The organism is Rossellomorea sp. QJM3NY_18 (genome assembly GCF_056173145.1).
Genome location: NZ_CM149659.1, coordinates 991428 through 1004761, shown reverse-complemented (window position 1 = coordinate 1004761; position 13334 = coordinate 991428). Strand labels below are relative to the sequence as shown.

17 protein-coding genes are annotated in these 13334 nt (G+C 44.4%); 3 read left to right on the top strand and 14 right to left on the bottom strand.

From position 1 onward, the window contains the following. Positions 1-52: 52 nt before the first annotated feature. From AC0VXY_RS05215 to AC0VXY_RS05205, 3 genes are all read right to left on the bottom strand, one after another. Positions 53-1327 (bottom strand): neutral/alkaline non-lysosomal ceramidase N-terminal domain-containing protein, encoded by a 1275-nt coding sequence (locus AC0VXY_RS05215; protein WP_475527172.1) that lies wholly within the window; start codon positions 1325-1327, stop codon positions 53-55. Positions 1328-1504: 177 nt separating this feature from the next. Then, positions 1505-2983, bottom strand: coding sequence for a SulP family inorganic anion transporter (locus AC0VXY_RS05210; RefSeq protein ID WP_475527171.1), 1479 nt, complete (start codon positions 2981-2983; stop codon positions 1505-1507). Between the two features lie 259 nt (positions 2984-3242). Then, on the bottom strand, positions 3243-3389 hold the full coding sequence (locus AC0VXY_RS05205; protein WP_435992716.1) for a hypothetical protein: 147 nt from the start codon (positions 3387-3389) through the stop codon (positions 3243-3245). Positions 3390-3732: 343 nt separating this feature from the next. On the opposite strand from AC0VXY_RS05205, the gene AC0VXY_RS05200 reads away from it, so the two are divergent. The 3 genes from AC0VXY_RS05200 (at position 3733) to AC0VXY_RS05190 (ending at position 5169) form a co-directional block, all read left to right on the top strand. Continuing rightward, the gene (locus AC0VXY_RS05200; protein WP_435992718.1) at positions 3733-4056 is read left to right on the top strand and encodes an ArsR/SmtB family transcription factor; all 324 of its coding nucleotides are present in this window, start codon (positions 3733-3735) and stop codon (positions 4054-4056) included. Between the two features lie 69 nt (positions 4057-4125). Further along, positions 4126-4281 (top strand): hypothetical protein, encoded by a 156-nt coding sequence (locus tag AC0VXY_RS05195; RefSeq protein ID WP_435992720.1) that lies wholly within the window; start codon positions 4126-4128, stop codon positions 4279-4281. Positions 4282-4302: 21 nt separating this feature from the next. Further along, positions 4303-5169 (top strand): permease, encoded by an 867-nt coding sequence (locus tag AC0VXY_RS05190; protein WP_475527170.1) that lies wholly within the window; start codon positions 4303-4305, stop codon positions 5167-5169. A 116-nt stretch (positions 5170-5285) separates the two neighbouring features. On the opposite strand, the gene arsC is transcribed toward AC0VXY_RS05190, so the two are convergent. From arsC to AC0VXY_RS05135, 11 genes are all read right to left on the bottom strand, one after another. After that, the gene (arsC, locus tag AC0VXY_RS05185) at positions 5286-5705 is read right to left on the bottom strand and encodes an arsenate reductase (thioredoxin) (protein ID WP_475527169.1); all 420 of its coding nucleotides are present in this window, start codon (positions 5703-5705) and stop codon (positions 5286-5288) included. A 24-nt stretch (positions 5706-5729) separates the two neighbouring features. Further along, positions 5730-7019, bottom strand: a complete 1290-nt coding sequence (locus AC0VXY_RS05180; RefSeq protein WP_475527168.1) for an arsenic transporter — start codon at positions 7017-7019, stop codon at positions 5730-5732. Between the two features lie 19 nt (positions 7020-7038). Further along, complete coding sequence (locus tag AC0VXY_RS05175; RefSeq protein WP_435992728.1) at positions 7039-7374, bottom strand: ArsR/SmtB family transcription factor; 336 nt, start codon at positions 7372-7374, stop codon at positions 7039-7041. 240 nt (positions 7375-7614) lie between these two features. Beyond that, positions 7615-8088 (bottom strand): DinB family protein, encoded by a 474-nt coding sequence (locus AC0VXY_RS05170; protein ID WP_475527167.1) that lies wholly within the window; start codon positions 8086-8088, stop codon positions 7615-7617. Between the two features lie 65 nt (positions 8089-8153). Continuing rightward, a complete protein-coding gene (locus AC0VXY_RS05165) occupies positions 8154-8618 on the bottom strand; it encodes an NUDIX hydrolase (RefSeq protein WP_475527166.1) in 465 nt (154 codons plus the stop codon). Beyond that, on the bottom strand, positions 8615-9202 hold the full coding sequence (locus AC0VXY_RS05160; protein ID WP_475527165.1) for a histidine phosphatase family protein: 588 nt from the start codon (positions 9200-9202) through the stop codon (positions 8615-8617). The genes AC0VXY_RS05165 and AC0VXY_RS05160 overlap by 4 nt, the downstream gene beginning before the upstream one ends. 256 nt (positions 9203-9458) lie before the next feature. Continuing rightward, the gene (locus tag AC0VXY_RS05155; RefSeq protein ID WP_475527164.1) at positions 9459-9887 is read right to left on the bottom strand and encodes a YhfM domain-containing protein; all 429 of its coding nucleotides are present in this window, start codon (positions 9885-9887) and stop codon (positions 9459-9461) included. Then, the gene (locus AC0VXY_RS05150; RefSeq protein WP_475527163.1) at positions 9881-10117 is read right to left on the bottom strand and encodes a hypothetical protein; all 237 of its coding nucleotides are present in this window, start codon (positions 10115-10117) and stop codon (positions 9881-9883) included. Before AC0VXY_RS05150 ends, AC0VXY_RS05155 begins: the two co-directional genes overlap by 7 nt. A 20-nt stretch (positions 10118-10137) precedes the next feature. Next, positions 10138-10617 (bottom strand): GyrI-like domain-containing protein, encoded by a 480-nt coding sequence (locus tag AC0VXY_RS05145; protein WP_475527162.1) that lies wholly within the window; start codon positions 10615-10617, stop codon positions 10138-10140. A 3-nt stretch (positions 10618-10620) separates the two neighbouring features. Beyond that, positions 10621-11412, bottom strand: coding sequence for a phosphotransferase (locus AC0VXY_RS05140; protein WP_475527161.1), 792 nt, complete (start codon positions 11410-11412; stop codon positions 10621-10623). Positions 11413-11527: 115 nt separating this feature from the next. After that, the gene (locus AC0VXY_RS05135) at positions 11528-13258 is read right to left on the bottom strand and encodes an ATP-binding protein (protein ID WP_435992744.1); all 1731 of its coding nucleotides are present in this window, start codon (positions 13256-13258) and stop codon (positions 11528-11530) included. Positions 13259-13334 lie beyond the last annotated feature (76 nt).

Sequence of the window (13334 nt, the reverse complement as noted above, 5' to 3'; positions counted from 1 at the left end):
TCGATTGGTTGGTGGTTTTCCTTTATGATCAAGTAGGTTTGTCTCCGAACGTCTACCTTTTTTCACATTCTCTGTGCATTTCGAGTACTCTATGAACTACTTTTTGGGATGTGTCTTCTGCCGGTGGCATCCAAAGATTTGTAATCGGGCCGTACACCACTGGATTCAGTTCCACTTCGTATCCCCCATATGGATATGCTTCCTTTGTAGGTAAATAACCCAAATAGCCATTGGTATAGCCTCCAAAGAAGGCAAGGGGATCATTCAATTTCTCATGGACCTCAAGGGCAGACTCTGAAAAAGGCTCCATGGGGATACCCGAAAAAGAACCTTCGTTAACCCGGAATGATTGGATTTCCAAGTCAATCGAGATGTGTCTGTCATCCTGTTTGTATTTCCCTAACATATGGGTAAGCCATTTGCTTGTATTGACTCCCCATTGTTCCTCGGCGTTGGTGGCCATTCTTTCGATCCCCTCTGGTTTCGGGATTTCGATTAATGTCATCGGCATGATAGTCGACTGTGTGTTTAATTTAGAAATCTTCTTATACTCAATGGAAGGAATCATCGTCAAAACACTGCCACTCAAAGCATATGCCATCTTTTCCAACGCTTCCCGTGAGCCACGGTATCTGGCATTCACATTCCCTGCGACACCTTGAACGATGATGACGGGGCAGCCCAGTGTCTGTTCAAGGATCTTTCTCGACTCTCCAGGATAGTCCCCGGACAGGCTATCACTATCCGATTTCAGGACATTGGGATGGGCCGTACAGAATACGATGGCCCCTGAAAGTGTGCGATCCTGTTGATGTCGAATAGCCATAATCCCGATTCGCTTATCCACCACCCCATTCTCATTGGTCCCCATCTTCACTCTTCCGCCCGCTGTTTCTTCTCTTCGATTCACTCCGATATCTGCAAGAGTGACATTCCAGCCCACTTCAGAAGGTTGCAGACGTTCATGTGCCATTACAGCGGCCTTCACCGTATTTTCAATCAGAATGGTTTTATAGGCTTTCACTAATTCCCTGCTACTGACCGTCGCGGGTCCCGAATGGGTATGAGTGTAGACGACCGTTATTTTCTCATAGGACACGTTCAATTCAGCGGCAATCCGTTCACGAATCACTGACGTATCCTCAATCAGCAGTCCAATGTTATCTACGCTGATAAAAACTGATGTATCATGGTTGTTTTCAAACACGAATGCTGTGGAAAAAATACGTTCATCTATATTCCTAATTCCTTCAGGTCTGTGGTACCCGATAAAATCGATGCCTAAAGGAGGCGTTATATCAATCTTGTACACTCCTACTCTGCTCAATTTTCCCTCTCCTTGTTCGAAACTTTTTTTAATTGGTAAAGATTTTCATTTCTAATCTCTCCTCCAATTATTCCAAAACCAGGCAACCTACTCAAGGAAATATTTTAGAGACATTTATGGAGAAACAAAGGCACACAAAAAAAGCTCTTTGTCTGCCACAGACAAAGAGCTTTCCTATTAATGTCCGACGGCTTTATCAAGACCGCCAGGCTGATTGTGAACAGCCAGCCTGTTCACAAGTTTATTGCTTTCTTCGTTCAATCCGATCAAGGTGACCTTCACACCGTTCTGGTGATATTTGATGACCACTTTATCGATGGCCCCTACAGCAGAGTCATCCCAAAGATGGGCATCCTTAAGGTCTAGCGCCACTTCTTTCACCGGTTCAGTGAAATCAAACGATTCAACGAACTCCGTTACGGAAGCAAAGAATAACTGACCTGATACCCGATAAACCTTTTTATGCGGTTGATCGGTGGATAGCGTCGTAATCTTCACTTTCGAAATCTTGGAGGCAAAGAATATGGCACTCAAGATGATTCCAACCAGTACCCCTTTTGATAAATCATGGGTGAGGAGCACGGTAATGACCGTCGCCAACATCACGACCGTATCTGATAATGGCGTCTTATGAAGATTCTTAATAGATGCCCAATCGAATGTCCCGATGGAAACCATGAACATCACTCCGACTAGTGCCGCCATGGGAATGGTGACAAGGAAGTCGTTCAACAACAGGATCAGGATCATCAAGAATACACCTGCTACCAATGTAGACAAACGCCCTCTCCCGCCTGACTTCACGTTGATGACCGACTGACCGATCATGGCACAGCCTGCCATCCCGCCAAAGAAAGCAGAAATGATATTCGCCATCCCCTGCCCTTTTGCTTCCTGGTTCTTATCACTTGTTGTATCCGTCATATCATCCACGATGGATGCGGTCAAAAAGGATTCAACCAATCCGACAATCGCAATGGAAAGCGAATAGGGAAAGATAATCTGTAGTGTTTCAAAGGTAAACGGAATATCAGGGATCAAGAAGATCGGTAACGACTGAGTCAGTTGCCCCATGTCACCCACGGTCCGCACATCACTATTGATCAAAACAGCGACCACTGTGATGGCAATGATGGCAACCAAAGGAGATGGAACCGCTTTGGTGAAGCGTGGGAGAATATAAATGATCGCCAACGCTCCGGCTACCATCGCATACATCACCCATGATTCATCGACAAAATGCGGTAATTGTGCCGTAAAGATAAGAATAGCCAAGGCATTCACAAACCCGATCATGACGGAACGCGGAACAAACTTCATTAATCGACCTAACTTACATACACCCATAATGATCTGAATGACACCCGTCAGAATGGTGGCGGCCAGTAGATACTGCAGCCCGTGATCGGCCACAAGGTTTACCATTACCAGAGCCGTTGCACCGGTCGCAGCGGATATCATCCCGGGGCGCCCCCCTACAAAGGCAATGACCACGGCAATACAGAAGGAAGCGTACAATCCGACCATCGGATCGACACCCGCTATAATTGAGAACGCAATGGCCTCCGGAATCAAAGCCATGGCTACAACCGTACCTGCCAGGACATCCCCACGGATGTTTCCAAACCACTGAGATTTAATTGTTGATAAATTCATTATGCACCTCTTTTTTTAAAATTTTTATTGACTTTCAACTCTCATGAAAGTCGGGTCCGTTAAACACAAGGGCCATTATATAACGAATTCCATCAATTGTGAAGTGTCCATTAAAACGATGACTAACCTATTTTACTTTTATTTACTTTGATATACGCTTGTTTTCGATACAATTCAACTTCTATTAAAATCACATTGAAGGATAATAGATGATTATAGTAGAATTCCTTAAAACCCTGAAACAACATAGAAGGGAGATTCATTCATGTTTAATAAAATAACAGAACCCCTTCAGCTCACTGGCCGAAGGGGTTCCATTCATCGCAAAGCTCTCTTCTATTTTATCGGTACAAAGATTAACAGCACTTGCTTTCTTCGTTTCCTTCAGAAGAACAACAACACTCATTTTCTACTTCTTTTATCTCTATCTGACAACAATCTTGAGAATCGCTTTTCTTATCCCCTAGTAAAATCTTAATGAAATTCATTTCAATCCATCCCCTTCCATTTTTTAAATCAAATAAAATTGATCAATATCATACATCAACTTTATTTGATTTATACTCATAGTATATGTTCCACTTTTTAAAATAGCAACTAATAAATCAAAAAAAGTTGATTTTAAGAACCGACACACAGTCCGCTGCATAGGATATATCAAAACTATTTGATTTAACACTTGACACATGAAAATTATGGATATAAGATGATTACATCAAGAAAATTTGATGAGAAACGGGGATTAAGTTATGACAAACGACATTCCATTACAAGACGTATCGGACACAAAGATTTTTGAAACTTACGAACAGAAGTTCAAAGCCATTGCCGATCAAAAAAGGCTTCAGATCATGAACATATTGACGATGAAAGGCGAAATGTGTGTATGTGACCTGGCTCCACTTATGGATATGAAGCAGTCCAAATTATCGTATCATTTAAAAATTCTCTTAGATGCAAACATTGTTAAGAAAGAAACTAAGGGAACTTGGAGTTATTACAGCTTGAACCAGGAAGAGATCAACCAACTGCTTTCAGCCGAATTATGCTGCCTGTTCAGGCCATCCTGTTAAATTTTTAAAGTTTATATCAATTTTTTTGATTTATAAATCAACTTATTTTGATTAATGGAGGAGATACAAATGTTTAACTTCTATAAAGAAGAAATGATCTTAAAGGAAAAAAGAAGCGACATGCAGGAAAGGGTAGCCATGTATCACGCTAAACCGGCATCATCCCTCTTCACTAAGAAAATCGAAGAGCAAATATGCTGCAGCCCTTGCTGCCCGGCAGTTTAATCAGGAAAGGGGATCATCAATATGTGGGGGGAAACTGTTAAAAGCTTTCTGGAAATTGCACTGGAATTAACGGTTTTGTTTGTGGTCATTTCATTTGCCATCAGTTTACTGCAAGGATTCATCCCTTATGAAAAAATCGAGAAAATGATTTCAGGGAAAAACAAGGTTTGGGGTGCCGCCGCTGCAATCGTTTTTGCATTTGTCACTCCATTTTGCTCGTGTTCAACGATACCCGTTGTGGTGAACATGTTGAAAAAGAAACTGCCGTTTGGAATCGTGATGATCTTCTTATTCGCTTCACCCGTTTTAGATCCCACGATCCTCACGATTATGGGGGTCGTACTCGGGTGGAAAGTAGCCTTTATTTATACAGTGATTACGACCATCTTCTCTATTAGCATCGGCTTCCTGCTCGAGGCATTCGGATTTGAAAAGTATGTCAAGAACGTCATGATGACCGGGTTCAATGAAGAAGAGAAGAAGTTCTCCATGAAGGGAGCTTGGAAGGAAACCGTTGACTTGATGAGAAGTGTCTATCCCTATCTCATCATCGGTGCAGCCATCGGTGCCGTCATTCATGGGCTCGTCCCGACGGAATGGATCTCCGGTTTCTTCGGGAGGGACCATTGGTGGCTCATACCGATCGCTGCCATTGTCGGGGTTCCTTTATATATACGTCTTTCAAGTATGATCCCCATTTCACAGATTCTGATCATGAAAGGAATGGCACTCGGACCTGTTATGGCGATGATGATCAGTTCAGCGGGAGCCAGTCTTCCTGAAGTGGTCCTGCTAAAATCCATATTCAAAAAACAACTGGTCATGACCTTTGTTTTATCAGTGATCACTATGTCTACCGTATCAGGATTCACCTTCTACTTTGTCTGATGGATTGAAAAAGGCAGCTGCACTTATGCAGCTGCCTTTCCTACTAACAACGATTACTCTCTCCCCCATCAGGAGCTGTTTCTTCATTATAGTTTCATTTGTCCTATCAAACCTAGTTATTTACCGGTCTCCGCAAAACGATGGATTCTCTCCCCAACCTCGTCACGTACGCGTTGGAAGAATGCCCATTTCTCTTCTTCGGTACCTTCCGCCTTCGCAGGGTCGTCGAATCCCCAATGAACACGTTTCACTTGAGGAGGGGTCATCGGACATTTATCCGCTGCATCCCCGCATAATGTGACGACCAGGTCAGCGTTATTCAGGATCTCAGGATCGATGATATCGGATGTTTGATTTGTAATGTCGATATCAACCTCTTTCATAGCTTTTACCGCATTAGGATTTAAACCGTGCGCTTCGATTCCTGCGCTGTATACGTTCCACTCGTCACCTAAGTGCTTTTTCGCCCAGCCTTCAGCCATTTGGCTACGGCATGAATTACCTGTACATAGGAAGTAGATGGTTTTCTTTGACATGTTGAATCTCTCCTTTATTGTTTGTTAGATGATTAATAACCATATATAGAGCCCCACCAGTGTGATGAAAAGGGTTGGGATGGTCAGGATGATGCCTGTTTTAAAGTACGTGCCCCAGGAGATTTTCACTCCTTTTAATGAAAGGACGTGGAGCCATAATAATGTGGCCAATGACCCGATCGGGGTGATCTTCGGTCCTAGATCGGAACCGATGACGTTGGCATAAATCAATGCTTCACGGGTGACACCCGTTGTATCCGTTCCGGCAATCGCCAGGGCATCGATCATCACCGTCGGCATATTGTTCATGATGGACGATAGGATGGCCGCGATGAAGCCCATTCCGATCGTGGCCGCAAATAATCCTTGATCAGCCGTCATCTGGATGACATCCGCTAATACATTAGTCAGTCCTACGTTACGGAGACCGTATACGACCACGTACATGCCAATCGAGAAGAACACGATCGCCCACGGAGCGCCTTTGATGACGGTTTTCGTATTGACGGCTGCACTCCTTCTGGCCATGAACAAGAAGAAGATGGCTACGATCCCTGCAATGATGGAAACCGGCACGCCAATGAATTCACTGGCGAAGTAGCCGATAAGGAGAATCGAGAGCACCACCCAGGAAAGACGGAACATCTTGATATCCTGTATGGCATCCACCGGTTTCTTAAGCTGAGAAACATCATAATTCTTCGGGATGCTCTTTCGGAAAAAGAGATAAAGGACCAGTATACTTGCTCCGAGTGAAAACAGATTCGGAACAATCATCCGGGAAGCAAACTCCACAAATCCGATTCCGAAGAAGTCAGCGGACACGATGTTCACCAGGTTACTTACCACTAAAGGAAGAGATGTCGTATCAGCGATGAATCCGCTGGCTATGATGAACGGGAACACAAGCTTCTCACTGAAATTCAGATTCCGTACCATCGCAAGGACAATCGGTGTCAGAATCAGTGCCGCTCCATCGTTGGCGAAAAGAGCCGCCACCACTGCACCGAGGAGTGATACGTAGATGAACATCATTACGCCGTTTCCTTTTGCCGCCCTTGCCATATGCAAGGCAGCCCATTCAAAAAATCCGATCTCATCAAGAATGAGAGAAATAATAATAATCGCAATAAATGCTAATGTCGCATTCCAGACAATGCCGGTCACATCGACCACGTCGCCAAAATCGACAACCCCCACTATCAGCGCCAAGATGGCTCCGCCGATTGCGGACCATCCGATGGAAAGCCCTTTCGGTTGCCAAATGACGAACACAAGGGTGATGAGAAAAATCACAGATGCCAATATTGTCATAATTCTTTTTTACCTCCTATTAATCACAAGAAATGCGTAAGCCCTGCTCCTCCAACTCCATCAATTTGAAGTCCTGGTTCGGCAGGTGGTCAAGGAGGCTTTGGATCATCGGAAAGTATTCACTGTCGCGGTTAAGCGAATAAATAATCCATTGACCCCGGCGTTTCTCCCTCACGATCCCCACATCCCTTAATTTGCGGACATGTTGACTGATCGCAGGCTGACTCGCTTTGAAGATCTCCACAAACTCACAAACACAGCAATCATTCGTATCTAATATTTTGACCATCGTCAATCGGGTCTTATCCCCTAATAACTTTAAAATTGTGGCAGATTTGTCTAGTTCAACCGTCAACTCGCCACCTCCTTATATAATTGTATGCTTATATAATAGTTCACTTATATATAGAATGCAAGACGTTCTTGCACTCTACTTAGAAGCAACTTTAAATTTGTTGGACACTATATACTGGTTTTGTGAAGAGCTGGAGAAAAGGAATTGGACTACAGAAAAAAACCGGAGATTGTTCCCCGGTGAAAGAGTTTAATATATTATTAAGTATATAGTAAAACAGGCAGCAACCAACTGAAACGATTAAGGCTCGATGAGATCCGTATCAGGAGGAATATATCCCAGCTGTCTGCCTATTTTCACGATTTGTCCTTTATGGTGGAATTCGTGTGTGACGGTATGAGTATACAGCCATAATGCAGAGATTTCTGCACTTTCACCTTCCCCGAAGGATATGTGCATGGTGTGATCCCAATTCCCTTTGAACTCCTCTAGAAATTCTTGAAGCAAGTCATCTGTCTTCTTGAAAACTTCACGCATTTCCTCTACAGTGTTTGCTGAATCTGGAGTGATTTTAGGAAAAGACCGACCTAGAGCACGACTTCCCGGCCATACACGATAACAATCCGCTACGTGAACGTGCAGATTCCGAATGGAGTCACCACCGAATGAATCAAGTTCTTTTACATAATCGGATGGGGACATGGTTTCACAATAACGAAATAATAACTCTCTGGTACGGCGGATCCAGTCATATTGGCCTTCGAAAACATCCATTTTTTGCACTCTCCTTTTATGGTTCCTCACTTTATTTTCGTGCTTTTAAAATCCAGTAAACTCTCTTAACGTTTAACCTGCAGATAATCAGGAGCCTCTTTCTTCACGAAATGCCTCTCGATGAACGATAGTACTTCCTCATTTCCAGGTAAAGACACAATGCCCATTGCGTCTTCAAAGGACAGCCATCTATAATCACTATGCTCTTCGTTTAACACCACCTCCTGATCATCCCGTACGAATCCCACGAACACAGGCGCGATGTATATGTAATTCCTTTCAACGGAATAGATCCGATTGAATGTGTTGGCAGAATATAAGGAAAGGTTTGTGATGCCTGTCTCTTCTTCCACCTCTCTGTATGCGGCTTCCCAGGCTTTCTCGCCTTCCTCGATGCCTCCGCCGATATAGCACCATTCATCTTTTAAAACAGATTCAGCTCTTTTCACGAGTAATACTTTGTGTTGATCATCCACTTTTTTCAGTAATACGACGGCTACTCCTGTACATCTGATTGGTACTTCGCTCATGTCATCACCCTCTTCGATTCTGTCCACAACCGCTGTATCCCTACTAGTTCAAGGTCATTGAATTCCATCCGATAAATATCCGGTTTGGAGGTACTGTGCAGGAAACTCAAATCAAAGCGGCTCTCATAATGGCCCATCATCAGCGTCATGATGGCTCCATGTGTTCCGACCGCAATTTTCTTTCCTTTGTATGTATGTAAGAGTGTCTCCAATACGGCAATGGCCCGACTTTGACATTCGGCATTGGATTCGGCCCCCTCTAAGGCAAAATCCGGGTCGCGGAACGACGCCTCCAGCAATGGTCCGAGTTCCTGGTCGGAAATCCGGTTGTTATTGGTGGAAAAAATCCGTTCCTTCAGGTCTTCTTCCACAATCACAGATTGTCCGATATGCCGACTTAACCCTTCCACCGTCAGAATTGAGCGCTGGTAGGGACTTGATACCACGACGTCCATGTCTTCCTTTTTCAGCAGCTCGGTAACTCTTTGGGCATCGGCTATCCCTTTTTCGGTTAATTCCCGTGTTCGTTCAGGACCTTCTCTCGGTGAGTCGCCGTGTCTTATCATATAGATGTAAGTACTCAAATCAAGATTTTCTCCTTTCATTTTAAAAATTTATCCTCTTTTGGAAAAACTTATTGGAAACCTACCAATCTCTTATCCTGGTAGCACTAAGAATCGGCCCCGGAAACAGGAATCATGCCGGTTTCAATCACTTTCATGCGGGACCTGCCACAATCATGCGGATTACACGATTATCGTGCGGGAATAGAAAAATTCGTGCCGGATATGAGATAATCGTGCAGGTTTGTCGAATTTTCTTTACACTTAGATCCCCCGCTCAGTCCCCTAAACTCTCCCCTGTCAAAATTTCAAACAAACGGGCAGATTCAGCCTTTGGTAACTGCGCATACTCTCGAATCCCCTGCATCACTTCCAGCTCATCCTTCTTCGGACTGATCCAGACCTGGTGCAGCACGGGCTTGGCATCGATATTCGGATTTTTAAATTTGTAAATAAACCGATAGTCAGGAGGACGGACGAAGTCTACTTGTGCTTCCTTCCAATGGGTATCATGAAGGATTGCCCTTACCTCTTCCACCTGTTTTGTATCGGTGATCGTGTTAAACTCCTCATACTCATCCTCATCTCCGACCTGTTTCTCGACGACGATGTTTTGCTTTTCATTTCCTACAATATCAGTTGTACAGGCTCCTAACACAAGGATTAAAATAATCGTAATAATTATTATACATCCACGCCTCAACATATAGAGGTCTCCCCTTTTTCAATTTCACCTTTAGAATTCACCGTGTCTTTTCCCCATTCACAATTTTCTTCATTCTCCCAAGAAACAATATACTTGTTCCACTCCTTCGTGACGGAGATGATTTCAACAGTGTTGCCATGGTGCTTCATGACGATGGCTTTTGCCTGTTCTTCCGTCAGGTCCGAATTGATGCCTTGGCAGCCGCCGACCAGTAATAAACCAGCGATCATAATGGACGTCCTTTTCAACTCTACTTCTCCCTTTGAGGCAGGATAGCATCATACAACTCCACCCGAACATCAGAAGGGTCCCCTGGCTGGTTTTCTTTTTGATAGATTTCAAGATTCCAACTCTTGGTGGAACGGGTATGCCCATTGTCACGGATCCACTGGTGCAGCTGCTCGTAGCTCTGCCGGATGTCATGATTCGGTCCGTGATGAAGAATCGTGCCATAGGTGTGGGGCGGGATGGTCAAGGTGGTCATGTCTGTTGGAATGTCTCCATAGTCACTTACCTGCAATCCGATCCAGTAACCGTCTTCCTCCGGGGATGATTCTTCTACGATAAAGGCGCCGATCTGCTGGTCCGGTTGCAACACGTTTTGGATTTCACCCTTTCTCTCTTGTAACCTCACCGCCGCTTTCGGGATTTCCTGCACGTACTCTTCCCCGGGGCAAACGACCCTGAACCCCACTAATTTCACTTCTCCAACGTTTTTCAATTCTGCCATGAGTTACGCCTCCTCTATCCAATCACTAAGATTTTCCCGAACAAACGCGATGTCCTTCTGATAATGTTCCACATGCCCCTCTTCTATCATCTTTTGAAAAGCAGGATCGCCTTCCCGTGCTTTCCGGTGGATGGTCTGACATACTGCTTCCAATCGGCGAAGGACCATCTGAAGATCTTCCATACCGAAATCAATCCCGTATGACTCAAAGAATCGCCCCACTCTCTCTCTGATTCTCGCAGCATCCTGTTCCCGGTCGTAGGGCATAGCGTCACCCGTTTCTGAATAACGGACACGGCTCAAAGGTACACAGGTGTACAGGGTATAGGCGATGTCCCATCGTCTTGGACCGGGACCGGCCACATCAAAATCAATGATTCCTACCGGTTGCTGTTTGTTAAAAATAATATTGTATATGGCAAAGTCATTGTGGCATAGCACTTCAAATGGCTCTGGTGTGAGATCGATTGGTTCCCAGCCGTCGTCGATGGGGAAATCGCTCACGTCGTCATGAAAGTTCCTGAGCATCTTCGCAATACCCCTAAGTACCTCATCTGACCACATGTATTCCTTTAACGGATAATTCCCGGCTTCCCCTTCAATAAAGGATAAGATTTCCCTGTCTTTCTCATCGATGCCGAGAAACGCCGGTGAGTGCAGGAATCCTTTCTTTTCGAGATGGTTCAGAAGCTTGTGAATCCTGGCACTCTCAGGCTTCAGTTCCCGACGAACAGTATCTCCGGATCGGTAGACGGTCGAGACATTCCCGCCGGTTAGTTTTTTTTCGTGTGACATAAGCTACCTCCATGAAACCAGTTTAATCCTACAATCCCAATTATTTCAAAACTCAGACCATTTCACAATCCCCTACTCACTTCAACGAAAAAAACCTCTCGTTTTCACAAGAGGGTCAGGTTTTCTGCGGTAAGAGGAGCGTCACGGTCGTTCCCCAGCCTACTTTACTTTTCACGGACATTTCTCCGTTGTAGTCATTCATGAGCTTGAAGCAGATGGTGAGGCCGATGCCGGTCCCTTTGTCTTTATTGGTAAAGTAAGGTTCCCCGATCCGGGCCAGGCGTTTTTTGGAAATGCCTTTGCCGTTATCGATGATGCGGACACGGATGCACTGGTTCGACTGATCTAGCTTGATTTTAATCTTGCCTTTTTCCTCGACGGCTTCGAGGCTATTCTTGATCGTATTGAGGAGCACTTGTTTAAAATGAGATTCATGAAAGGCAACTTGCGTGTCAGACGGGAGCGAACTCGACAAGTAGATCCTCTTGTTCTGCTCCGCGGCAACGGCGTCGAACAGGATCCTGACATGGTTGACTTCATGATGGATATTAAGCTGCATGTCTTCTTCGCGGAGGTGGGCATTGTCATTCGCTTCGGGCCTTGAGAGCAGCAATAGCTCCTTCAACACTTCATTTACCCGATCGATTTCTTCGAGCATGATCCCTTCATACTGACTTTCCACGTTTTTTTCTTTCATAAGTTGGATGAATCCCCTCACCGTTGTCAGCGGATTTCGGATTTCATGTGCAATGCTTGCGGCGAGTTCCCCGATGACCTTACTTTTTTCAGTCGAGAGGAGAAGCTGTTCATTCTGCTTCTGATTGGTGAAGTCGATTCCATAAAAGAGGGTGTACAGTTCCTTGTCATGATAGTGCAAGGTCGTGGTGCCCCATTGGATATAATGGACTTCCCCGTTGATGCGGGTCAGCTTCTGCAATTCACCGCGAGTGATTTTCAACTGGTACGTTTTGAGGAAGGTGGAAAATGTCATGCCCATCATCTGTTCTCCGGATATCAACAATAAGGCACAAATGGAATGATTGATCTTTACGATCCGATTCTCTTTATCCAAAACAACCAGATAGTTCGGGTTGATATTCATGATCTCTTCCAACAGATTGCTTTGTTTCACGAGATTGTCATTCGCCACATTCAGCTGTTCCGATTGCATTCGGAAGAAGCCGAGAAACAGGAGGATAGCGACAAGGATGGAATTGAAGCTTGAGAAATATAAAGGCAGCACACCAAAACCGCTGATGACCCCGTTTAAGAAAACAAAGAAGGAGCCAAACACAAGCTTCGAATAAAAAAGACGGAAAAAAGAGTCATGCAACTTTAATGTAAGCCCAAGAAGGAAAAACGTGTGAACAAACACCAATAGCACATTAATGATAAAAGTAGAGTTAAGCATCCCATACACGGGAATGAAATGAGAAGGGGCGAACGCCGTTTCTGGAACAAGCGCATACGAGGTGACTCCGATCTTGGTGAAATTTATCCCGTATACAATGAGACTGAATCCAACAAGGAACAGGAGCGCCGCTTTATTAAAGAACAGGTGATATTTCCTTAATTCATCATGCCTTTCTACAAGATAGTATGCAAAATAGTACATGACCGGCATGATCAGAATCGGGCCGATCCGGAAGATCCTGAATGCATGATCGATCAATTCTGGAGAAAAATAGTCATTGGCATATAAAAAAGCAATATCAATCTGCCATAAACATAATAGGAATAAAAATAAGGATAGAGCTTTGCTTAAGGTGGATTTTGAATAGAACAATAGCGACCCTGATATGATGACAGGAATGAATGAAATAGCGACTAACAGAACAAACTCCATTAACCTCTCCCCTTTTGCTATGATCATGCAGCTGTTGATGCCCTTGTGAGGTGATCTCGTTATGCTTCTCGAGACG

Bases quoted from the DNA above. Each gene is read 5' to 3' on its own strand.
- AC0VXY_RS05210 (WP_475527171.1), bottom strand. From the start codon at position 2,983: ATGAATTTATCAACAATTAAATCTCAGTGGTTTGGAAACATCCGTGGG.
- AC0VXY_RS05205 (WP_435992716.1), bottom strand. From the start codon at position 3,389: ATGAGTGTTGTTGTTCTTCTGAAGGAAACGAAGAAAGCAAGTGCTGTT.
- AC0VXY_RS05200 (WP_435992718.1), top strand. From the start codon at position 3,733: ATGACAAACGACATTCCATTACAAGACGTATCGGACACAAAGATTTTT.
- AC0VXY_RS05195 (WP_435992720.1), top strand. From the start codon at position 4,126: ATGTTTAACTTCTATAAAGAAGAAATGATCTTAAAGGAAAAAAGAAGC.
- AC0VXY_RS05190 (WP_475527170.1), top strand. From the start codon at position 4,303: ATGTGGGGGGAAACTGTTAAAAGCTTTCTGGAAATTGCACTGGAATTA.
- arsC (WP_475527169.1), bottom strand. From the start codon at position 5,705: ATGTCAAAGAAAACCATCTACTTCCTATGTACAGGTAATTCATGCCGT.
- AC0VXY_RS05180 (WP_475527168.1), bottom strand. From the start codon at position 7,019: ATGACAATATTGGCATCTGTGATTTTTCTCATCACCCTTGTGTTCGTC.
- AC0VXY_RS05170 (WP_475527167.1), bottom strand. From the start codon at position 8,088: ATGGATGTTTTCGAAGGCCAATATGACTGGATCCGCCGTACCAGAGAG.
- AC0VXY_RS05165 (WP_475527166.1), bottom strand. From the start codon at position 8,618: ATGAGCGAAGTACCAATCAGATGTACAGGAGTAGCCGTCGTATTACTG.
- AC0VXY_RS05155 (WP_475527164.1), bottom strand. From the start codon at position 9,887: ATGTTGAGGCGTGGATGTATAATAATTATTACGATTATTTTAATCCTT.
- AC0VXY_RS05150 (WP_475527163.1), bottom strand. From the start codon at position 10,117: ATGATCGCTGGTTTATTACTGGTCGGCGGCTGCCAAGGCATCAATTCG.
- AC0VXY_RS05145 (WP_475527162.1), bottom strand. From the start codon at position 10,617: ATGGCAGAATTGAAAAACGTTGGAGAAGTGAAATTAGTGGGGTTCAGG.
- AC0VXY_RS05140 (WP_475527161.1), bottom strand. From the start codon at position 11,412: ATGTCACACGAAAAAAAACTAACCGGCGGGAATGTCTCGACCGTCTAC.
- AC0VXY_RS05135 (WP_435992744.1), bottom strand. From the start codon at position 13,258: ATGGAGTTTGTTCTGTTAGTCGCTATTTCATTCATTCCTGTCATCATA.